The 21,488-nt window shown below is 69.3% G+C and carries 22 protein-coding genes; 10 read left to right on the forward strand and 12 right to left on the reverse strand.

Annotation, left to right across the window (positions count from 1 at the left end):
- Window positions 1-159 precede the first annotated feature (159 nt).
- The 9 genes from QF034_RS23660 to QF034_RS23700 all read right to left on the reverse strand — a co-directional run bounded on the left by QF034_RS23660 (window position 160) and on the right by QF034_RS23700 (window position 7,039).
- Window positions 160-801, reverse strand: a complete 642-nt coding sequence (locus QF034_RS23660; protein ID WP_307176844.1) for a hypothetical protein — start codon at window positions 799-801, stop codon at window positions 160-162.
- 203 nt (window positions 802-1,004) lie between these two features.
- Complete coding sequence (locus QF034_RS23665; RefSeq protein ID WP_306964878.1) at window positions 1,005-1,643, reverse strand: hypothetical protein; 639 nt, start codon at window positions 1,641-1,643, stop codon at window positions 1,005-1,007.
- A gap of 46 nt (window positions 1,644-1,689) precedes the next feature.
- A complete protein-coding gene (locus QF034_RS23670; RefSeq protein WP_307176845.1) occupies window positions 1,690-2,322 on the reverse strand; it encodes a hypothetical protein in 633 nt (210 codons plus the stop codon).
- Window positions 2,309-2,722 (reverse strand): hypothetical protein, encoded by a 414-nt coding sequence (locus QF034_RS23675; RefSeq protein ID WP_307176846.1) that lies wholly within the window; start codon window positions 2,720-2,722, stop codon window positions 2,309-2,311. The genes QF034_RS23670 and QF034_RS23675 overlap by 14 nt, the downstream gene beginning before the upstream one ends.
- 9 nt (window positions 2,723-2,731) lie before the next feature.
- A complete protein-coding gene (locus QF034_RS23680) occupies window positions 2,732-4,087 on the reverse strand; it encodes a spectrin repeat-containing protein (RefSeq protein ID WP_306964875.1) in 1,356 nt (451 codons plus the stop codon).
- On the reverse strand, window positions 4,084-4,383 hold the full coding sequence (locus QF034_RS23685) for a hypothetical protein (RefSeq protein WP_307176847.1): 300 nt from the start codon (window positions 4,381-4,383) through the stop codon (window positions 4,084-4,086). Before QF034_RS23685 ends, QF034_RS23680 begins: the two co-directional genes overlap by 4 nt.
- Window positions 4,384-4,423: 40 nt before the next feature.
- Entirely contained in the window at window positions 4,424-5,518 is a 1,095-nt protein-coding gene (locus QF034_RS23690; protein WP_307176848.1) for a hypothetical protein, read from the reverse strand.
- Window positions 5,509-6,180 (reverse strand): hypothetical protein, encoded by a 672-nt coding sequence (locus tag QF034_RS23695; RefSeq protein ID WP_307176849.1) that lies wholly within the window; start codon window positions 6,178-6,180, stop codon window positions 5,509-5,511. Before QF034_RS23695 ends, QF034_RS23690 begins: the two co-directional genes overlap by 10 nt.
- 556 nt (window positions 6,181-6,736) lie before the next feature.
- On the reverse strand, window positions 6,737-7,039 hold the full coding sequence (locus QF034_RS23700) for a hypothetical protein (protein WP_307176850.1): 303 nt from the start codon (window positions 7,037-7,039) through the stop codon (window positions 6,737-6,739).
- Window positions 7,040-7,202: 163 nt separating this feature from the next.
- Between QF034_RS23700 and QF034_RS23705 the strand changes: the two genes are divergently transcribed.
- The 4 genes from QF034_RS23705 to QF034_RS23720 all read left to right on the forward strand — a co-directional run bounded on the left by QF034_RS23705 (window position 7,203) and on the right by QF034_RS23720 (window position 11,672).
- Entirely contained in the window at window positions 7,203-7,493 is a 291-nt protein-coding gene (locus QF034_RS23705; protein ID WP_307179958.1) for a winged helix-turn-helix domain-containing protein, read from the forward strand.
- Between the two features lie 95 nt (window positions 7,494-7,588).
- Entirely contained in the window at window positions 7,589-8,128 is a 540-nt protein-coding gene (locus QF034_RS23710) for a Uma2 family endonuclease (protein WP_306964870.1), read from the forward strand.
- 214 nt (window positions 8,129-8,342) lie between these two features.
- Window positions 8,343-10,460: a bifunctional polysaccharide deacetylase/glycosyltransferase family 2 protein gene (locus QF034_RS23715; protein WP_503167803.1), complete on the forward strand. Its 2,118-nt coding sequence runs from the start codon at window positions 8,343-8,345 to the stop codon at window positions 10,458-10,460.
- 30 nt (window positions 10,461-10,490) lie between these two features.
- Window positions 10,491-11,672 (forward strand): LCP family protein, encoded by a 1,182-nt coding sequence (locus tag QF034_RS23720; RefSeq protein WP_307176852.1) that lies wholly within the window; start codon window positions 10,491-10,493, stop codon window positions 11,670-11,672.
- Here QF034_RS23720 and QF034_RS23725 read toward each other — a convergent pair.
- The 3 genes from QF034_RS23725 to QF034_RS23735 form a co-directional block, all read right to left on the reverse strand.
- On the reverse strand, window positions 11,638-12,900 hold the full coding sequence (locus QF034_RS23725) for a hypothetical protein (protein ID WP_307176853.1): 1,263 nt from the start codon (window positions 12,898-12,900) through the stop codon (window positions 11,638-11,640). The genes QF034_RS23720 and QF034_RS23725 overlap by 35 nt on opposite strands.
- Window positions 12,890-15,049, reverse strand: a complete 2,160-nt coding sequence (locus tag QF034_RS23730; RefSeq protein ID WP_307176854.1) for a hypothetical protein — start codon at window positions 15,047-15,049, stop codon at window positions 12,890-12,892. The genes QF034_RS23725 and QF034_RS23730 overlap by 11 nt, the downstream gene beginning before the upstream one ends.
- 98 nt (window positions 15,050-15,147) lie before the next feature.
- On the reverse strand, window positions 15,148-15,864 hold the full coding sequence (locus QF034_RS23735) for a hypothetical protein (RefSeq protein WP_307176855.1): 717 nt from the start codon (window positions 15,862-15,864) through the stop codon (window positions 15,148-15,150).
- A gap of 439 nt (window positions 15,865-16,303) precedes the next feature.
- On the opposite strand from QF034_RS23735, the gene QF034_RS23740 reads away from it, so the two are divergent.
- The 6 genes from QF034_RS23740 to QF034_RS23765 are packed head-to-tail and all read left to right on the forward strand — an operon-like array spanning window position 16,304 to window position 21,478.
- Window positions 16,304-17,029 carry a hypothetical protein gene (locus QF034_RS23740; RefSeq protein WP_307176856.1) on the forward strand — a complete coding sequence of 242 codons (726 nt, stop codon included), beginning with the start codon at window positions 16,304-16,306 and terminating at the stop codon, window positions 17,027-17,029.
- Window positions 17,030-17,046: 17 nt separating this feature from the next.
- Window positions 17,047-17,949 (forward strand): hypothetical protein, encoded by a 903-nt coding sequence (locus QF034_RS23745; protein ID WP_307176857.1) that lies wholly within the window; start codon window positions 17,047-17,049, stop codon window positions 17,947-17,949.
- Window positions 17,946-19,253, forward strand: a complete 1,308-nt coding sequence (locus QF034_RS23750; RefSeq protein WP_086841629.1) for a TadA family conjugal transfer-associated ATPase — start codon at window positions 17,946-17,948, stop codon at window positions 19,251-19,253. Before QF034_RS23745 ends, QF034_RS23750 begins: the two co-directional genes overlap by 4 nt.
- A 46-nt stretch (window positions 19,254-19,299) precedes the next feature.
- Window positions 19,300-20,250 (forward strand): type II secretion system F family protein, encoded by a 951-nt coding sequence (locus tag QF034_RS23755; protein ID WP_307179959.1) that lies wholly within the window; start codon window positions 19,300-19,302, stop codon window positions 20,248-20,250.
- Entirely contained in the window at window positions 20,247-21,170 is a 924-nt protein-coding gene (locus QF034_RS23760) for a type II secretion system F family protein (protein ID WP_306964861.1), read from the forward strand. Before QF034_RS23755 ends, QF034_RS23760 begins: the two co-directional genes overlap by 4 nt.
- Window positions 21,171-21,226: 56 nt before the next feature.
- Window positions 21,227-21,478, forward strand: a complete 252-nt coding sequence (locus tag QF034_RS23765; RefSeq protein ID WP_020272654.1) for a hypothetical protein — start codon at window positions 21,227-21,229, stop codon at window positions 21,476-21,478.
- Window positions 21,479-21,488: the final 10 nt, after the last annotated feature.

Consider the following 21,488-nt stretch of genomic DNA (forward strand, 5'->3'; position numbering starts at 1 on the left):
TGGCGCCTGTTTATCTGATCATGGAGACGAGGTCGTTCCCGGACCTGTTGCCGCTGGTGTCAACCTCGGCCTCAGAGGCGCCGGGGCCCTTTGCCTCTGCGGTGCCGGCGATCATCCCGAAAGCCACGACGAAAGCACTCGCTGCGGTGATGCCACGGGTCAGGACGCGCACGTCTTGTCCCCTCTCTTCGAGAGCACCTCCGTGGTCTGCCAGACCCCCTTGCTGTTCTTCTTGAGTTGCGTGCTGTACGTGACGTACGGACTCTCACCGGAAGGCGACTTGTCCACCTTGCCGGTCTTGCGGTCCTTGTTGTAGGCCGTGCTCTCATCAGCGCAGTAGACGACGGCGGCCGTGTCGCTGTCGGCGACCTTGATGTTCGGGTTGAAGTAGCGCGTAACACCCGTCCACGTGAGGTCCTCGTCCAGCCAGGACCGAACCCATTTCTGTGCGCTCACGAGCGCTTTGCCCTGGCGGTAGTACGCGAGCGTCGCCGAGTTCGTGTCGCCCCGCAGGATCGCGTCGTCCACTGCGTTCACCGTCTGGGCCACGTCGGACAACACCGTGTCCTCAGTCGGATCGCCTGTCTTCCAGTTCTCGAACCTGTTCTCCACGCCCTTGGGGAACGTGATCTTGGGCCTGTCGCCGGGATCAGATGCACCGGCGCTAGGTGAAGCCGAGGCGGCTGTGTCGCCGGTATCGGCCCCTGCGATCTTGTCGTTGCTCTTGGAGCTGTCGTCCCCGCTGCCGCAGGCCGTCAAGAGCAGTGCTGCTGTCGCAGCCAGCGCGGCAGCGATGGGCAATGGGCGGCGCTTCACAGTGGCTCTCCCCGTGAGACGGAAATCGAGTCAAGAGCACAGACGGTATCGGTGAGGTCCTCGGTCTCGCCAGAGAGAACTACTCGGGGAGCGGCTGCAATTCGGGCACATGGGGGTTTTACCGGTGTGCGTTCGTGTCACGAGCGTGCCTACCGCTGATCCGCTTGATCCGCCCCGGGCGGCGCCGGTCAATGGGCCGTGCCGGGAAGTCGGAGTGTCCGCGCGAAGTCGTCCAGTGCCTCCATGGCCGCAGCCATCACTTCGGGATCGTCGTGGTGCCCGCGGAGGCATACGTCGGGAATGCCGGGCGGGGTGTGCCAGTGATAGGTCACCGAGGTCATCATGATGGTGCTGTCCGCCGGGTAGGAGCGGGTGACCCGGACGCCGTCCTCGCCCAGATGCGGGGATGCGAAAGCGATGCTGCCGGTGCGTTGCTGCCACTCGGGAATGTCCGGGTGCGGCACGGTCGGCGCGCTGAGCCCTTCACAGGAGGCCGCGTCGGGGGCTTCGCAGTGGATGCGGGTGGCGTGCACCACTAGGGGCATGTAGGTGAGCGGGACGGGGTTGTAGATGAACGCCTCTTCGGCCTGGAGCTTGTCTCGCAGGATGGTGATTGTCTGCTCGTAGAAGTTCTTGTGGAAGCGGCGGAGCTTGCGGGTGAGTTCGACGTCGTGAATGGCGGCCAGGCCGATCAGGTGCTGGTCCAGCCATTCCTTGAAGGTCTTCTTGTCAATCTGGAGCCAGAGATATCCCCAGAGGCCCTTGTTGGCATCGGTGTCGACGTGAAGCGCACCGAGGTCGGCGCTCCACAGGGTGCCTTCGGACATGAGCGGCCTCTTTCGTCGGGGCTCGGGTAATGGGGCGGGGACGCCATCAGGCGTAGGTCCAGCGGAAGGTGCCCATCACGGCATCGAACAGTTCCACGAGGGCGTCGTAGAAGGCGGGATCCGGGCCGGGCGCGATCAGCGCGCTGTACGAGAAGGTGAGGTACTTGTCAGGCGTGCTGTCTGGAATCGGCACGAGGTACTCGACGCGCCGGTGAGCGACCTCGACGCCCTGTTCCGGGTCGGCGGGGACCTCTCGTTCCGATCGCAGGGCCGCGGTGTCGTCGAGCTCGCGGATCTCGGCTCCGGGGGTTTCGGAGGCGAGTGCGGCCAAGACCGCTTCCGGGCCGCTTTCGGGTCTGACCCGCGGAATCTCGATCGGCTCGGAGGCCACGATCGAGACGGGCAGGGCGATGCCGTGGAGACGTTCGGTGGGGAGGTAGAGGGTCATTCCCCCCTTGGCGCTGGCCCGGCGGACGACCTTCTTCATCTCCTGCCTGAGCTTCAGCCGGGCCTTCGGAATATCGTCCTTGGGAAAGCCTACGGGCAGTTGCGCCACTGCCTTGCGGACGATGCGGTCCATCGCTTCCCGCGTACCCGAGCGCAGCGGAATCACGTCCCAGCCAGGCGGCGGCACCAGGTTGAAGCCGTTCGGTGCCGGGCGGTGCTCAGTGGTGGTCATGGCGCTCCCGCATCGCGTCCACCGCGTAGGCAATGCCGACGAAGAGGGCCCACGCCGGTGCGGCGATGATGCCCGGCCAGAAGCCGAGCATCAAGGAAGGCAGGAAGAAGCCACCGCCCATGGCGAGATCTCGGGTGAGGTAGGGAGGGCGGCCCGCATACCGGGGGTACTTGACGAAGATCCAGACATAGTGGAGGAGGCAACCGATGATCCCGGCCTCATAGAGGTAAAGAACGTCGTTCCTCAGGAGCTTCGGCACGAGGATCATGATTCCGATCACCGGAAAGACCAGCGGCATTCCGATGAACAGAGTCAGCCTGAGCCGCCGGTTGGGGCCGGTGCCGAGTCCCGTGCGGGCGGCTTCGGCTTCGGCAATGCGTTGCGCCGAGTAAAGGTCCATGATCGCTCCTCACCAATGGGTGTCGGGGGCGGGCTTCAAGGTGTTGTCCTTCCAGTCGGAATATCCCTGGTTGTAGGGCTTTTCTCCGGTTCCGAGGTTTTCGTGCGTCCAGCTCGTCAGGTCGCTCTTGCCCAGCACCTTGTCCGTGACGTCCATCCCCATACCGGCCCACGCGACACCGAGGCCCACCTGGTAGGACTTGTACGCCTTGTCCGCGGCGGCCCCCGCGGCCTCCGGGAAGGCAGCCTTGTTCGCCTGCAGCATCTTCGCCATGCCGGCCATCTCCTTGTCACCGAGGTGCAGCAGGGTCGACAGCGGGCTGACCCGCAGAGGCGCCTTGACCACCAGGCCCACGTTCTGGGAGATGGACTTCCGTATGCCGTTACGGGCGGCCCCGACGATCTGTCGCCCCGCCCCTTCCGGCATTTTGGACATCAGCCGCCCCATGTCGTCCATGATGCCCTTGACGCCCCTGAGCCCCCTGCTCAGGCCGGCGGTCCGGGCAGCCTGAGCGGCGCCCACGGTGGCCTTGGCGCCGCTGGCGAGCTTCGCGGCGGCCCTGAGACCGCCCACGACGAGCAGCCCCCCCACGACGTCGAAGATGACATCCGTCCAGGTGGCGTCGCCGGATGCCACCAGCAGGAGTCTGAGCAGGATGGTGAGGCCCGCGATGCCTAGTACGAGCATGTTCAAGCCGGGGATGGCAAGCGCCAGAAAGCCCGCGAACGTCGCGACCCAGCCGAGAACATCGATGAAGGCCTTGATCCCGTTTGCATGGTCATGGACCCAGCCCTTGACGTCGTCCCACCACGAGTCCTCGATCACGTCTTCGATCTCGGCGCGGATCTTCCCCGCGTAGTGGTTGGCCCGAGTGCTCCGTTCGCCAGTGAGAGTGTGCAGACGGGTCCGGTAGGGCTGCAGGGGATCGTCGGCGGGACTGGTGCCGCTGGTGGACGGGTGCGGGACGTCCTTGTCCTCCGAGGCGGCCTTCTTGGCCTTGTCGGCCTCGACCTCCTCCTGCTTCTCCTTGGTCTCGCGCAGGAGTTTGTCGGCGTCGCTCTGGAAGTCCTCAAGCTCGTTGGACCACTTGGTCAGATGGCCGTGCACACGCTCGTACCGGCCGGCCACCTCCCGCATGTGCTTCTCCAGCGTGCCGGACTCCTCGCGCAGGCGTTTGACGTACTTGCCCTTGAGGGTGTCCTCGTCGCTGATCGCCTTGAGGTTCTTGGCCTGGTCCCGGAGTTTCTCGGCGACCGAGACCATGTGCTTGACCTCGGCGCGGATCTCCTCCGGGTCACCGGGCACGGGGTCGGAGTCACAGAGCGGCTGCCAGTCGACCGGACGGCGCTTGGATGTCGGTGTCACTTCTTCTGCTTTTTCTTGTTCTGCTTCGCCAACTGCTCGTCCAGGCTCACGAACGCCTTCTTGGTGCCGGCCACGAGTTGGCCGACTGATTCGAGCGACTCGACGAGCCGGGTGCGGTAGTCGTCCCAGTTGTCGACGAAGTCCTCCATCACGTCGGCTATCGCACCGGAGCCCCAGTGCTTGTCCATGTCGTCGCGACGGTTCTCGATGTCCTCGAAGGTCTTCTTGAGCTGCCCGAGCTTGCGCTCGCAGTCCGCGAGGAAGTCGTAGTCGACCGTCAGGTCCGAGTCGCTCATGGATGACCCTCCCCCCGTGCGCGTTCTCGCTGCTGTCGGTTCACCGGTTGACGGCCTGGATCTCCTGGACGGTCACCGCCTGGTCGTTGCCGAAGGTGCCGTTCGGAAGGTCGCCGCCGGCTCCGCCGGTACCGGTCCAGTTGATCTCCCAGGTGATGGTGGCCCGGAGCTTGTACGTGCCATCGCCCGAGGAGCGGAGGTACTTGACCCCGCATGGCGGTGTCTCGTCGGACTTGCCCTTGGCGTAGGGCTCGCCGATGGAGTCGTCGGCGTTGATGGTGCACTCGCCGGAGGCCGGGTAGGTCTCGGCGTCCTTGGTGCCCGGTTCCAGCTTGAGGGACACCGGCTTGGCGGTGGTGGTGGCCTGGATGTTGAAGCCGGGGACGTTGAGGGCCGCCGTGGCCTGGACCTCGTCGAAGACGGCCTTGTCGAGCCAGGCCCAGGTCGGCAGGTTCACCTTGGTGTTCGCCTCGGGAGCGAGCGTGACCTTCGTGTCGGGAAGCTGTATGTGCTGGTAGGCGAGAGCGGCGAGGATTTTCGGGGTGATGGCCTCTTCGTACTGGGGTGGCGGGGCGTCGCCGTTCTCGACCCAGAAGGGGAGGTCCGTGCACGAGGACCGCTTGAGGTAGTCCGGCTCGTTGGGGTTCTCGACGCCGGCCCAGAACATTCCCTTGCCGTCGTTCTCGACGTTGTAGTCCTTGTAGCCCGGTTTTCCGGGCCAGCTGTATTCGTCCTCGTAGTGGCGCTTCGTCTCGCCGATCGCCGCACCCGCGGTCCCGCCCATTCCCGGTGTGTTCAGCTGACCCTCGATGTGCTTGGACATCTCCTTCTTGAAGTCCTTGGCGCCGAGATAGGGGGCGTACCAGCAAGGAGGCGGTGTCCAATTGACGTCCGAGGATGTCACGTTGCCGGTGCTGCCGTCCTTGGTGACGGCTCCGGAGTACCGGATGCGGGCGGCGGCGTAGATGCCTTGCTTGCCCCTGCCGCCTTGCTGCTTGGCGCTGCTTGCGCCCTGGCCGTTGCCCGTCGGCTCCACCGCGTGGGCCGGTTCCGTGAGGACAAGAGCGCCGAGGGTCAGCGTCAGAGCAACCGTGCTCGTGCGGAGGGTGATACGCCGCGCCCTGTTCACCGGCACTGCCCCGCCTTGGTCTCTACGAACACCTTGGACGCTTGCCATAGGCCATCACCCGTGGGGAACTTGACCATCACGATTTTGAAGTAGTCGAAGTCAGCGATGCTCGGCTTGCTCTTCAGGACTTTCTCGGTCTTGACCTCTTTACCATAGAACTTGCTTGAGTCCACGCAGAATGCGACTTCCACTGATTTGCCGTTCGGGGCAGACCGTGTGGTGGCCTGATAGTGGCGCCGGGTGCCGGTGGCCGTCCAGCCGCCGTCGACCCTGCTATTGATCTGGGTCTTTGCGTAGTGCAGCCCCTCGCCCGTGGAGTAGGCGGTAACGGCCGCGTCATTGGACGTGCGCTTGTAGACGCCTCGGTAGATGGCACGGACGAAATTGGCGGCATCATGCATGGCAGCCGCCTCGGTCTTGTCCTTCGGCTTGTCCCAGTCGAAGACAAGGTTCATGTCCTTCGGCAGGGACACATCCACGCCGTCCGGCTTGTCCTCTGCAGGTGCTCCGGAGGGCGATGCCGACTCCTTCGGTGTCTCCGCTCCCTGGCCGGCGCCGGCGATCTTGTCGTTGTCGCTGGACTTGTCGTCCCCGCTACCGCAGGCCGTCAACAGCAGTGTTGCCGTCGTCACCAGTGCGGCAGCAACGGGCAATGGGCGGCGCTTCACAGTGACTCCCCGTGAGACAGAAGTTCAGTCAAGAGCACCGACGGTATCGGTGAGGTTCCCGGTTTCACCAGAGCGAACTTCCGCGAAAACAGGGGCAATCCGGTGTGTATGGGGATCGCTGGAGGCTGGTTGTGTCCTGATCGTGCCCAAGCAGGGGGTGACCCCGGAGGTCGCTGTGTGCGACGTCCGGGGTCATGGTGCTCAGGTGTCTCGATTCGCTAGTGCGGTGTCCTGCACCTCGGGCAAGCGCAGGGAGGATACGCCGACATGAAGGGGACTGGGTCGTTGCGTCCGTCGGCCAGGATCTCGACCTCGCCACGGTCGTCGGTCACTGTGCCTCCTGCGTCGATCTTGTAGACGCGGAGGGTGAGGCGGGAGCGGCGATGGGGCGGGTTCGGGATTTCGATGGGGTCTGTCGGGGGCGGGTAGTGGGTGGCGCAGTCCGGACAGGCGTACACATTGAAGCCCGGGCCTGTGGGGGCGTGGACCTGGTGGACCAGGACTGGTTCGGCCGTGTTGCGCTGGCAGCGGGCGCACATCCGGAGGGCCGGGCGGGTCATCGGGTGGCCGCCGGGGCTCGTACGCCTTGGGTGCGCCTGGGGGCTGGGTCGATGCCGAGGTTGGCCAGGTGGGCAGCTTGACGGCGTTCTCGTTGGAGGTGGTGTTCGGCGGGAGCCAGGACGTAGGGACGTACGAGGCGGGACGCGTTGCCGTCGAGGAGTTCGGTGAAGCGGGGAGGGGGCGGTGGGACGGGGTTGAACCGTAGGGGCGGCAGGGTGCCGAGGCGGTGACGGCCTCGAGGGCGTGGGGTGCAGAGGCTCAGCATCCACGCGAGGGTGCGGACGATAGAGTCCAGCATTGTCGGCGCTCCTAGTCAGCGTTGGCCATGCCCCGGGACGGCTTGCCTCCGTCGCCGGGGTTCTTCTGATACAGGCACGCTACTGGGTGCACATGTGTGGTGTATAGCGGTTAACAGTGCTCCACTCGTACGTGGCACTCGGTACTGTCGTACGTTGTTCGATATGACGCCAGAACCAGGGCAGTCGCCGATCGACCCGAACAAGATCGCTTACGTGTACATGCAGATGGCCGATCACATTGCCGAGCGGATCACCAGGGGGGAGCTGCGGCCTGGTGCTCGGTTGCCGGGCGAGCGAGATCTTGCCGCGGAGTACGGTGTCGCGCACCTGACCGCGCGTCGCGCCACACGTGAGCTCCGCGAGCGGGGCCTCGTCGTCACGCTCCCCGCCAAGGGAACCTTTGTCGCGTACCCCGCTGAAGCCTACGAGTCCGCCGACAGTGACGTGGAGTAGGGCGACATGGGTGAACGAGCCGTGGTTTCGAGTCGCCGCACGAAGGCCTCGTGGCCAGTCATAATGCGGGTAGGAGGTGATCTGCCGTGTCCGTCATGAGTGACCTGATCGAGCGGGGCGGTATCCCCGAGGGCTACAAGGTCGAGGTCTTCGACGGGAGGGTGATCATGACGCCGCAGAGTCCGGAGCAGGACTGGACCGTCTCCGATGTGAAGGACGCGGTCAAAGCCTCCGGAATCGCGCGTGAGCGAGTCTTCGGTGATGTCCTCATCACCTTTCCCGGAGAGAACGACGCGGCGCCCGACCTGACGATCGTCGGCTTTGATGCCGAGCGTCGCAGGAACAGCTACTCCTGCCTCGACGTGCTGGCGGTGGTCGAGGTGCCGTCCGAGCCCGACGACGAGAAGGACTACGTGCGGAACGTTCGGAAGTACGGGCGTTTCGGGATCGAGTTCTACATGATCGCTGATCCTTTCAGGAAGGCGGTCACGCTGATGACGGAGCCGCGTGATTCCGGCTATGGACAGAGCGTCGAGATTCCGTACGGCCAGGTGGTGGCCTTCACTCTCGCGACGGGCGAGAGAGTGAAGATCGACACGAGCACCTTTCCGGTGCGTGAAGCGCAGGAAGGGTGACCTTTCTGCAGGGCAGGCCGGCCGGTGCGATGACCGCCGGAAGCTGAGCAGCGCCGCGTTCCTGTGAGAGTTGCTGTTACGGCCATACAACCGGCAGCCCGTAACTACACTCGCGCCCCATGCGCACCCCCCACCACACCAAGCACCCGAAGCCGAGACGAGGCAGCGCCTCCCGAGGAGGCCGTGAAGAAGTGCCCGGGGGCGGTGACGCCCCCTGACCAGCCCCGCATCCCCCCACCCCCGGCCCCGCCGCAGCAAAGCCCGTCACAAACAGTCCCGAGACCCCCGCGCCCACTGGCTGTTACTCGCCCTCACCCTCCCCCTCGTCTTCGCCCTCCTGCTCTTCGAGGGCTGGACCCAGCACGAGGTCGACGCCGCGAAGTCGCGGTCGCCCTGTGCCTCGCCCGTGCCGGACGCCGTCGCCAAGGGCGGGCCCGTGATCGGGATCAACCGGGACGGGATCCGGTCCGGGTCGATGCCCGCCCGGACCGTCGCGCTCACCTTCGACGGCGGGCCCGACCCCGTCTGGACCCCGCGGCTGCTGGATCTGCTCCGCAGGAACAACGCGCGTGCCACCTTCTTCGTGCACGGCGCCCAGGCCGCCCGGCATCCCGAGCTGGTGCGGCGCATCCGTGCCGAGGGCCACGAGATCGGGTCCAACACCTACACCGGGGCCGTGCTGGGCGAGTCCTCCGCGCCCCGCTTCCGGTCCGAGCTGGAACTGACCCAGAGCGCGCTGGCCGGCGCCACCGGGTTGCGTACCAATCTGCTGCGGATGCCGCGGACCACCACCCCCGAGACCCTGTGCGGTCGTGAGTGGCAGGCGGCGCGGCGAGCCACCGGGTACGGGTACGTGCTCGTCGCCGCCGACAAGGGGGCGCGGAAGCCGGCGCAGGGGATCGTGCGGCAGCTCAGCCAGACGGAGAGCGCGTATCTGGAGGCGCGCAGGCTCCTGAACAACCCGACCGTCGACCGGTTCACCACCGTCTCCGACGGGCTCAAGCTCGTTCCGTACGCGTCGCCTTCCCTCACCCAGCGCTGGCTGGGGCAGGGGCTGATCCAGGTCACGAGCCTCGGGCAGGCCTTCTCCACCGCCATGATCTGGATCCTCGGCGTCGCCGGCGGGCTCGGCGTGCTGCGGCTGGTGCTGCTCGCCCTGTTCGCCCGGGCCCATGTGCGCCGGCTGGAGCGGTTCCGGACCGGGGCGCCCTGGATGCGTGAGGTGTCCGGGCCGGTGACCGTGCTCGTCCCGGCGTACAACGAGGAGGCCGGGATCGGGTCGACCCTGCGGTCGCTGCTCGACTCCACTCATCGGGAGCTCCAGGTCGTCGTCATCGACGACGGGTCCACGGACCGGACCGCCGACATCGCCGAGAGCGTCGACGATCCGCGGGTGGAAGTCGTACGGCAGCCCAACTCCGGCAAGGCCGCCGCCCTCAACACGGGGCTCGCCCACGCGCGGTACGACATCGTCGTGATGGTCGACGCCGACACCGTCTTCGAGCCCGATGCCATCGAGCGGATCGTCCAGCCGCTCGCGCACCCGGCCGTGGGGGCCGTCAGCGGCAACACCAAGGTCGGCAACCGGCGCAGTCTGCTGGCGCGTTGGCAGCATCTGGAGTACGTCTTCGGGTTCAACCTCGACCGGCGCATGTTCGAGGTGCTGGAGTGCATGCCGACCGTGCCGGGCGCCATCGGGGCCTTCCGCCGGGACGCGGTGATCGGCGTCGGCGGGGTCAGCGAGGACACCCTCGCCGAGGACACCGACCTGACGATGGCCCTGTGGCGGGCCGGCTGGCGGGTGCTGTACGAGGAGTCGGCCGTCGCCTGGACCGAAGTGCCCACCAGCCTCAGGCAGTTGTGGCGGCAGCGGTACCGATGGTGCTACGGCACCCTGCAGGCGATGTGGAAACATCGCGGGGCTCTCTTCGCCATGGGGCCCGCCGGGCGGTTCGGGCGGCGCGGGCTGACCTACCTGGCGCTCTTCCAGGTCGCCCTGCCGCTGCTGGCGCCCGTCATCGACGTCTACGCCCTGTACGGCGTGCTGTTCCGTGACCCCTGGGAGTCCGCCGCGGTGTGGTTCGCGTTCCTCGGCGTGCAGATCGTCTGCTCCGGCTACGCGCTGAGACTCGACGGCGAGCCGGTCCGGGCCCTGTGGTCGATGCCGTTCCAGATCGTCGTCTACCGGCAGTTGATGTATCTCGTCGTCATCCAGTCGCTGGTCGCGCTGCTGCTCGGCAGCCGACTGCGGTGGCAGCGGATGAAGCGCTCCGGGACGGCCGCTGAACAGATCGGCGGGCCGGTTCCGTATAGGAGCGTGCCTATGCGTTGACCCACGTGAACCAGCGGGATGGAGGGGACGATGAACGACTGGACCGACCCTCCGGGAGACCACCGGACGGGGCAGGATCCGAGAAGGGTCCCGCCGCCGTCCCTCCTGGCACCCCCGCCGTCGACCCGCACGGCCCCCCTGCCCGGCATGCTCTCGCCGGCCGCGCCCGGCCGCTACGACAGCAGCGTCCACGAACGTGGGCGGCGGGGCGGCGGCAGCAGGAACCCGCGGCGCCGCGCCGGAAAGGGCCGCCGGTTCGTACGGACCGCGGCCGTGCTGTCGTCCGTCCTGCTGCTCGCCGGCGCCGGTACGTACGTCTGGGCCGACACCCGGCTCAACCAGCAGGTCGACCTCGGCACGCTCTCCGGCCGCGTGCCGCGCGGCGAGGGCACCAACTACCTGGTCGTGGGCTCCGACAGTCGCGAGGGACTCTCGCAGCAGGACCGCAAGGAGCTGAACACCGGCTCGGCCGAGGGGCGCCGTACCGACTCGGTGATCCTGCTGCACACCGGGGCGAAGGGCACCACGATGCTCAGCCTGCCGCGCGACTCCTGGGTGACCCTGCCGCCCTACGTCGATCCCGACACCGGCCGCAGCTACCGTGCCGCGCCGGACAAACTGAACGCGGCGTTCTCCCTGGGCGGCCCCGATCTGCTCGTGCGGACCGTGGAACGCAACACCGGCGTGCACATCGACCACTACGCCGAGATCGGCTTCGCCGGCTTCGTGGGCGTGGTGGACGCGGTCGGCGGCGTGGACCTGTGCCTGGACAAGCCCGTACGGGACAAGGACTCCGGCGCCGACCTGCCCGCCGGCTGCCAGACCCTCGACGGCGCCGAGGCGCTGGCCTTCGTACGGCAGCGCAAGCAGGAGGCCCAGGGGGACCTGGGACGCACCCGCAACCAGCAGAAGTTCCTCGCCGCCCTCGCCCGCAAGGCGGCCACCCCGTCCACCCTCGCCGACCCGTCCAAGTCCTTCCCGACCCTGCGCGCCGGCCTCGACACGCTCATCGTGGACGAGGAAATGGAGCTGCCCGACCTCATGTCGCTGTTCGAGGCCCTGCGCAAGGCCGCGTCCGGCGGGGGCAGACAGCTCAACGTGCCCGTGGCCGACCCGGACCTGCGGACGTCCAAGGGCAGCGCGGTGAAGTGGGACGACCGGCGTGCCCGCGTCCTGTTCACGGCACTGCGCGAGGACCGGCCGCCCGGCTGATCAACGAGCCCTGGCGCTGCGGGAGGTGAAGCCGTCGAGCGGCGGCATCAGCGACCCGTACCCCGTCGCCGACCACACGCTCCGCCCGGCCGGGACCTCGAAGTAAGGGACCGTACGGCCGTCCTGGTCCCGGTCCGTGAGCACCTCCGGGGCGCGGCGGTCTCGCAGCGCGTCCGCGCACTCCTGACACACCGCCACGTCGAGCCGGTCCCGGCGGCCCAGCGGACGCCAGCCGGTGCGGCGGGCGGCGCGGCCGTGCAGGGGGTTGAAGAAGCAGAGGGGCAGCCCGGGGGGAGCCGGCGAGGGCGCCCTGGCCCTCCTGCACCAGGGCCAGGGCGCCCGCCAGGTCCGGCACGCCCCGGGCCTCGTCGAGGACCCTGCCCGCGGCGGCGTAGGCGTCGAGGGCGCGCTGGAGAGCGGGTGTCGTGGAGACGTCGGCCGCCTGGGTGGCCTCGCCGAGAGCCAGCACCTCCGCCTCCGCCCGGCGCCGCAGCTCCGCCTCGTCGGCCGCGCGGGCCGTGGCGAACACCAGCTGGGGAACGGCCGGTACGGTCCTGCGAGAGCGGGAGCGGACCAGGGCGCGGGTCCCGAGCACGGTCAGGGCCAGGGCCGGCACGGCGGCCAGGGGCCACAGCCACCACCCACGCGAGCCGCCGGGCTCCGGCTCGGAATCCGGAGTGCCGTCCAGGTCCTTCCTCGCCTCCTCGTACCGCTGCGTGCCCTTCCCTTCCGCCACCAACTCCACCGCCTCGGCGGTCAGGTCGGCCAGCCCCGCGTCCCGCGTCTCGTCCAGGAGACCGGCGGCGGCCACGGCGTCCCGCGTCTGGTGGGTGTCGGCGGGCCACTCGTAGCCGTTCAGGGAGTCCGGGAAGTCGCCGTCCGTCGTGATGAGGATGAGGTCGCGCTGCTCCGGGAGCCGGTCACGGACGATTCCGGCCAGGACACCGGAGTCGCCGTCGAAGGCGTCGCCCTTGGTGAGCGGCGTGAGAACGACCTTGACCGGCAGGCCCGTCCGGCGGATCCGGTCCGCCAACTGCCGCTGTCTGGAGGGCGGTACGGCATCGGCGTACGCCTCGTCGACGTAGACGGGCGAGGTGCGCAGGGTCTCGGCGATGCGCTGCCCGGCGCTCGGGGCGGCGCCGTCCGCCGCACGGGCCGGCGTGGTGGTGAGCGCCGCCAGCAGCAGGGCGGCGAGGACGATGATCACGCGCTTGACGTCAGTGGACACCTGCGGTCTCCCTCACCCTGTCGATGAGCCGGGCGATGCCGCCGGGTACGGCGGACAGCGGGCCGTCGGTTGCGTCGAAGTACGGCGGTCGGCCGCCGTCACCGGACGCGGAGCCGGGCAGCTTCAGCAACCTGCCCGGGATGCCGCTCGGTTCGGCGATGGCCGTGTCGCGGCAGGGCTCGCAGACGGGGAGCAGGCGCCTGCGGTTGCTCTGCGCCGGCTGAGCCGATACGCGCACGTGGTGGCGGCTGACGGCGGGCCCGTGCAGGGGGTTGACGCCGCAGCACAGGTCGTTCGTGTCGCCGGTGAGCGCGGCACGGCCCGCCCGGGCGAGCACGACGACGGCGACCAGGGTCGCGGGATCCGTCTCCGGCTTGCGGGCGCGGTCCAGGTCGCCGTCGAGGAGGAGCATCGCCGCGTCGAGGCAGTCCCAGGCGCGGGGGTTGTCGTCCGTGAACTGGCTCGCCAAGGTGCTGAGTTCGGCGTGCGCGGTACGCCGGAGGTAGGACGCCGACGGCTCGGTCGGAGAGGTGAGGGGCAGGAGGCCGGCCGGCTCGGGTGCGGGCGAGCGACGTCGCCGCAGGCCGGTCACGAGCCACGTCACCCCGGCCACGACACCGGACAGCAGCAGCGCCAGGAAGGCGCCCACGAACAGACCGGGCCAGAAGTCGGTGGCGAACAGGGGCGGGAGGGTCTTCTCGTCGGCGGCCCTCGGGGCGGGGGCCGGCGCGGGTTCCGAACCGGGCCGGTCCGTGCGCGGGGCCTTGTCGAGGAAGGTCATCAGCTGGTCGAGGCGCTCGCCGAGGAGGTGGTCGTCGGCCTCGTCCGCCCTGCTGTCGCCGAGCGTGACGGAGTCGGGCAGATCGAAGGACAGGCGGTTGGTGTCCCGGCGCAGGCCGTGGTTGTAGAAGTCGATCGATCCGTCGTCGGGATCGGCGACCACGTACAGCCCGTCCTCGCCCACCTTGGCGTGCACCGCCGCGGCGAACAGCATCGGGTCGCCGGCCGACTCGCTCTCGGGGGTCTGCGGCACGACCGAGACGAACACCGGGCCGCCTGCCTCGGAGCGCCGGAAGTCCCGGATCCGCTCGTGCAGCCGGTCCAGTCGGCGGGCGTCCAGCACCCGCGGGCTCTCCGGATCGGCGTACACCGGGTCCTGCCTCAGGCCCGCCGCCACCCGTTCGACCCGGGCGGACAGCTCGGCCGGGGTGGGCACGGGCGCCGCGCTCGACCTGGTCTGGTCGAAGACGGAGGTGGCGGTGAGGGCGACGGCGGTGGCGGCGAGGACGCCCGCGCCGGGGGTGACCCAGCGGGGGACGCGCCGCCCGGCCCCGGAACGCCGGCGGCGGCGCCCCGCGTAACCGGCCACCAGCAGGATCAGCAGGGGCACGCCGGTGAGCAGGATCCCCGTGAGGAACGACTGGTTGCGGCGCTCGGAGGGGCCGATGTACATCTCGGCGGCTTCGTCGTCCCCGTACTTCGCACGCGCCGCCTCGGCACGGGCCACGGCCTTCTTCTCGCCCAGGGCGACGACGTCGACGAACCGCTCGAAGCTGCGCAACGGGCCCGCGTCGGAGGGCAGTTCGTACAGCGCGACGGTCGAGGCGGCGTCGGCCGGCGCGCGTACGCCGTAGGCCGTGGCCTCCGTGACGTCGGAGTCGTCGACCAGGACGAACAACCCGTCCCGGCCGAGCCGGTCGTGCACCGCGCCGAGCAACTGCCTGCCGTCGACACTGCTCTGGGCGGGCAGGACCAGGACGTAGGTCGGGACGCCGGTCTTCTTCGCGAGCCGTTCGAAGTCGGGGGCCGTGGACCGGGGGATCTCACGCGGGAGCTGGTCGGTGACGTAGACCGGGTTCTCGCGGAGGCGCTCGGCGAGGTAGGCGGCCTGGGTGGCGGGGGCGGTGTCCGCCGCGCGTGCCGGGGTGGTGGTCGTGCTGTCCGCCGCGCGCGCCGGGGTGGTGGTCGTGCTGTCCGCCGCGCGCGCCGGGGTGGTGGTCGTGCTGTCCGCCGCGCGCGCCGGGGTGGCGGTTGCGAAGAGAGCCGTCAGTGAGCAGAGGGCGAGGAGCAGGCGGAGGACGCGGGTCCGGTGGCCGCTCGATTCCCGTATCCCTGCTGCGCGTTGCCAGTTCGTCGTGGCTGCTTTCACCGGTGTGCCCCCGCGGTCCGATCGCTGTCCGGGCCGCACTCTACTGGGGGCTTCGCGAGTGCTACAGATCGCCGGTCGCGCATCCGGCACCCCGCTGTTCAGCCCAGCTTCTGGTTCTGGGCCTTCACCACCGTCGCCGGGAGCTTCGCGTCGCCCGGCCTGTCCTGGACCATGGCCATGCCGTCCACGGAGACGTAGACGGCGACGACATCGCCCTTGCGGACGGCCTGGGCGTGCAGGGTGTGGGTGATGCCCTGGAAGGTCGTCGTGGCGCGGAAAGCGAGTGACTCGTCACCGGCCTTCGCCACCGGCTCCTCGGCGGTGACGGAGTCGTACGTCGTCGAGCCGTTCGCCTTCGCCGTGAAGCCACCGCCGCACGCGTCGACGCCCTTGGCCAGCCCGGCGAACGCGGATTCGGCCTTGCCGGGTGCGTACGTCGTGAGCGTGATGTACGTGTACTTGCTGCCCTGCGGGACAAAGCGGGTCAGGTCGCCCTGTGGCTCGCCGAGGGGCAGCTGGTTCAGGGCGTAGGCCGGCGGGGCGCAGGCCGGCTGGTCGACCGTGACGTCCTCCGGGGACTTGGCGAAGACGTACTTGTCGTCCCCCTCGTCCCTGGAAGTGGCCTTCACGTCCAGCCCCGGCACGTCCGCCTTCGTGATCACGAGCTTCGCGAGTCGCTCGGCCGGGGTCACCTGCTTCGCGCGGGTCGCGGCAGGCCGGGGTTCCCCGGTCGCCGAGTCCGAGTCGGCGCTGCCGCCGCACGCGGTGAGGGACAGCAGGGACAGGGTCGAGACGGCGAGCGCGGCTCGCTTCATGGGGCACTCCTCGGGGGGGCAAAGCGAAGATCATGACACGGTGGCTCCGGTGTCACGTGAGTGAATGGTGTGGAACTCATGGCCGGTAAGTAACGAAGGCCTCGGTCGCCGGACGCTCGTCCACCCGTGGTGCATTCGCTGCCGCACAGCGAATGGCCTGTCCACACGCCGCCATCAACGGGTTTGTCCAGCCCTGAAGTTGCAGATGGATAACGGCCCGCACCCTGGGGCCCGAGAGGCCGGACGCGCCTTGAGGGGCTTATGTGGGGCTGATACGGTGCGATGGCTTGACACTCACCCCCAGTGCTGGCTATTCGCCCAGGTCGGGCGGGTACGTCCGGCCCGTCCCGCACTTCTCCGTGCGGGGAGGCGCGGGTGAAGTGTCCACGTTTGAAGGCAAATTGACAGACATATTCTTGGGTGTACGGGGAGCGGTTGCGTGAAGATCCAAGAGCGTACGGGGGCGGGCGCCGGTCGTTCCGCCGCTCCGGCTCAGCCGTCGGTCGGTGACCGGCTTCCCACACCACCTCGCGAGCGCAAACCGGCACTGGCGGCGCTCGCCGTGCTGCTCATCCTGGTGGGTGCGCTGGGCGCGACGATGCTCGTGCTCCAGGCCGGTGACCGGATCGAGGTCGTCAAGGTGACGAGCCAGGTCCAGGCCGGGGAGTCCCTCAAGAAGAGCGACGTGACCTCCGTCATGGTCGCCAAGGACGAGAACATCCACTACGTCGAGTGGTCGCAGCTGGCCACCATCCAGACGTACAAGGCCAAGTCCACGATCTACCCGGGCACCCTCGCGGTCGGCGAGATGTTCGCCAAGACGGCGAGCCTGCCCGCCGGCAAGGCCTCCGTCGGCCTCGCCCTCAAGGAGGGCCAGTACCCGTCGGACATCAAGGCCGGAGACGTCGTCTCCGCCTACCGCGTCGGCACCACCGGCTCCAGCTCGAACAACTCCGACGACAGCACCGGCTCGAGCGGCACCTCGTCCTCCGGCGGCGCCCTCGTCGACAACGCGCGCGTGAACACCATCAAGGACGACACCGACGCCACCGTGAGCACGGGCAACCTCTCGCTCACCCTCCTCGTCGACCAGGCCGACGCGGCCGCGCTCGCCTCGGCGGCGGCCGCGAACGAGGTCGCCATCGTGCACGTCCCCGGCAACTAGAAGGCGGCACCCGACCCATGGCGCTCATCGCTCTCGCCGCCGACAAGGGTTCCCCCGGCGTCACCACCGCGGCCGTCGCCCTCGCGGCGGTCTGGCCGCGGCGCGTCCTGCTCGCCGAGACGGACCCGGCGGGCGGTGACCTCGTCTACCGCAGTGCCGCCGCGCACGGCGGACCGCTCAACCCCAACACCGGCATGCTGTCCATCGCCGCCACCGCGCGCCGCGGACTCGTACCGGACCAGCTCTGGGACCACGTACAGCCGCTCAGCGGGGGACTGGAAGTGCTCGTCGGGCTCGGCATCGCCGAGCAGGCCGCCGGGCTCGCGGGGCTGTGGCCCACCCTCGGGCACGCCTTCGCCTCCCTCGCCGACTCCCCGAACGCCGCCGCCGACGTCATCGCCGACTGCGGACGCATCAGCGGGGACACCCCCGCCGTCGAGCTGTTCCCGCACGCCTCCCTCGTACTGCTGCTCTCCCGCACCGAGCCGGAGGCGATCGCCCGGGTACGTGACCGTGCCGCGGCGCTCGCCGGCAAGCTGCACGGCGGACCGCGCGGTGCCGCGAGCCTCGCCAACCCGGTGATCGGCGTCGTCCTGATCGCCGACACCGGCAACGCCGGCAAGCTCGCCTCGCAGGTCAACGACATGCTCGTGCACGCCCAGACCGGCGCCCGCGTGGTCGGCACCATCGCCGACGACCCGGCCGGCGCCGACCAGCTGGCCGGCCGCAGGCGCGGCCGTCTCGACAAGTCGCTGCTGATCCGCTCGGCCCGCAAGGTCGCCGCCGACCTCCACCAGCAGTACGGCGCCGCCTGGGCCGCCTCCGCGCAGGCGAACCAGGCCCACCACGTCCCGCAGGCCCACCACGTCCAGCACAACCACCCGGGCCAGATGCAGGGCCACGCGGGGGCCGGCACATGACCGCTGTCGACCACCAGTTGGTCAAGCGGTTCCGCCAGGACGCCGGCGACCGCATCGCCGAACAGCGCCGACAGGACCAGATCAACAACGTCACTCCGATGTCCACGGAGGACGAACGGCAGTATGCCCGTGCCGTCATAGCCCAGATCCTGGAGGAGTACGCCCGCGCCGAGATCAACGCGGGCCGTACGCCGCTGGACGCCGAGACCGAGGAGCAGTACGCGGCCGCGGTGCACGCGGCGCTGTTCGGCGTCGGCCGGCTCCAGCCGCTGCTGGACAATCCCGAGGTCGAGAACATCGACATCAACGGCTGCGACCAGGTGTTCGTCGGCTACGCCGACGGGCGCGAGGTGAAGGGCGACCCCGTCGCCGAGACCGACGAGGAGCTCATCGAGCTCATCCAGGTCCTCGGCGCCTACTCGGGCCTGTCCTCCCGCCCCTTCGACTCCGCCAACCCGCAGCTCGACCTGCGTCTTCCCGACGGTTCGCGTCTGTCCGCCGTCATGGACGTCGCCCGGCGCCCCGCGCTGTCCATCCGCCGCGCGCGCATGGGCAAGGTGTTCATCTCGGACCTCGTCGGCAACGGCACGCTGACCCCCGAGGTCGCCCACTTCCTGGCCTGCGCGGTCCGCGCCCGCAAGAACATCATGATCGCCGGCGCCACCAACGCCGGTAAGACCACGCTCCTGCGCGCCCTCGCCAACGAGATCCCGCCGCACGAGCGCCTCATCACCGTCGAGCGGGCCTTGGAGCTCGGACTCGACACCTTCCCCGACCTGCACCCCAACGTCGTCGCCTTCGAGGAACGGCTGCCCAACTCCGAGGGTCAGGGCGCCATCTCCATGGCGGAACTGGTACGACGCTCGCTGCGTATGAACCCCTCCCGTGTCATCGTCGGTGAGGTCCTCGGCGACGAGATCGTCACCATGCTCAACGCGATGTCCCAGGGCAACGACGGCTCGCTGTCCACGATCCACGCCAACAGCTCCAGCGAGGTCTTCAACCGTATTTCCACCTACGCGTTGCAGGCCTCCGAGCGGCTGCCCATCGAGGCCAGCCAGTTGCTGATCGCGGGCGCGGTGAACTTCGTCGTCTTCATCCAGCGGCGCAACGACTTCGGCAACGGCGGCCGCCTCCAGCGCATGGTCACCTCCGTCCGCGAGGTCAACGGCGTCGACGGACGCGTCCTGTCCAGCGAGGTGTTCGCGGAGGCCCCCGACGGCCGGATCGTGCCCCACGCCCCACTGGCCTGCCTGGAGGAACTGATGGCACACGGCTACCGGCCGTCCGGGACCTGGGGGTGAGCCGGGGATGAACACGACTCTCGCAGCAATCGGCTCGCTCGGCTCCATGGGCGGCCTGTTCTCCACCACCGTCCTGTACTCGATAGGAAGCGGCGTCGCCGTCGGCGGCGGCCTCGCCCTCCTCCTCGTCGCCGTACGCGGACTGCCCGCCAAGCCCGACCACGAGAAGCAGAAGGCCGCTCAGCGGGCGAGCGAACTCATCCGGTTCGCCGGCCAGCGCGGCTCGCTCGCCGCCATCGTCGGCCTGGTCGTCCTCGTCCTCACCCGCTGGGCCGTCGCGGGTATCGCGGCCGGTGTCCTCGTCTTCTTCTGGGACCGCCTGTTCGGCGGCGCCGGTGAGGAGCGGGCCGCCATGCGCCGCGTGGAGGCCCTGGCGTCCTGGACCGAGTCCCTGCGCGACACCATCGCCGGCGCCGTCGGCCTGGAGCAGGCCATCCCGGCCTCCGCCCGCGCCGCCGCCCCGGTCCTGCGCCCCCACCTCGACGCCCTCGTCGACCGCCTGCGCGCCCGCACCCCGCTGCCCGAGGCGCTCCAGCACCTCGCCGACGAGATCGACGACGCCTCCGCCGACATCATCGTCGCGGCCCTGATCCTCAACGCCCGCCTGCGCGGACCCGGTCTGCGCCAGGTGCTGGGCGCGCTGGCCAAGTCGGCGCGCGAGGAAGTGGACATGCGGCAGCGGGTGATGGCGCAGCGCGCCTCGACCCGCCGGTCCGTGCAGATCGTCGTGGCGGTCTCGATCGCCTTCGTCCTCGGCCTGTCGATCTTCAACCGTGACTTCGTGGAGCCGTACGGCACGCCCGTCGGCCAGCTCGTCCTGGCCTGTGTCTGCGGCCTGTTCGCGCTCGGCTTCTGGTGGCTGCGCAAGCTGTCCACCATCGAGACGCCCGAACGCTTCCTGGTCCGGGACGAGGCAGCCGTCCAGTTCGTGCGTCCCAGGACGCCGTCGCAGCAGCCCCAGCAGCAGCTGCCGCAGGAAGAGGGGGCACGCCGGTGAACCTCACGATGCCGCTCGTCGTCGGCGCCGTCATCGGCCTCGGCGTCTACGCCCTCGTACGCGCCCTCATGCCCAGCAAGCGCAGCCCGATCTCGCAGGTCGCGCGGATCGACGCGATGCGGGCCCGCGGCTCGGCGTACGAGTCGGCGCGCACCGAGCGGGAGAAGGGACGCTTCGGCGCCCTGCGGGCCGAAGTCGGCCTGCGGGTCTCCGAGTTCTACCTCCAGCAGGGCTGGGAGCAGCGCTCGCTGCGCGCCGACCTGGCGGTCCTGGACCGCAGCTGGGAGAAGTTCCTGGCGACGAAGGTGCTGCTGGGTGTGGCGGGCCTGTTCTTCGGTCCGTTCCTGTTCGCCATCGTCTACACGCTCGGCGTCGGCCGCAGCCCGATCATCCCGGTGTGGCTGGCGCTGCTCTTCGCGGTGATCTTCTTCTTCCTGCCCGACCTGGAGGTACGGCGGGACGCGGCCGAGAAGCGGCGCGACCTGCGGCGCGTGATCGGCGCGTACCTCGACCTGGTGTCGATGAGCCTGGCCGGCGGACGCGGTCTGCCCGAGGCCCTGATGGCGGCGGCCGAGATCTCCGACGGCTGGGCCAACCAGCGCATCCGCAACGCCCTCTCCGACGCCCGCATCACCGGCCTCAGCCAGTGGCAGGCGCTCGGCCAGCTCGGCGAGGAGATCGGCGTCGAGGAACTCAAGGACCTCTCCGCCTCCCTGGCCCTGGTCGCGGACGACGGTGCGAAGGTGCGCGAGTCCCTTGCGTCCCGGGCCGAGACCATGCGGCACCGCGAGCTCGCCGAGATCGAGGGCAGCGCGGGTGAGAAGTCCCAGTCGATGCTCGTGGCGCAGCTGCTTCTGTGCGCCGGGTTCCTGGTGTTCCTGATCTTTCCGGCGGCGATGCGGGTGTTCCAGGTGCAGTGAGCCGACCTTCACAACTCCAGAACTTCCCGGAACTGATTTCGAAAGGACAAGTCGTCATGATCGGACGCAACTTCCACACGGGCATCCCGGCCGTGGACTTCCTGGTCACCTTCCTCCAGGCCCGTACCGAGCGCGCCCGCAGCGGCGAGCTGGACCGCGGTGCCTCCGCGGTCGAGTGGGTCATCATCTCGGCGGTCGTCGTGGCGATCGTCGGTGTCGTGGCCGCCATCATCAACGCCGCGCTGAGCGAGGGCGCCAACAAGGTCGGCGACTGCATCAAGGGCGCGGACGCGGGCAAGACCTGCTGATCCGTCACCG

The organism is Streptomyces africanus (assembly GCF_030816955.1).
GTDB classification, from domain to species: domain Bacteria; phylum Actinomycetota; class Actinomycetes; order Streptomycetales; family Streptomycetaceae; genus Streptomyces; species Streptomyces africanus.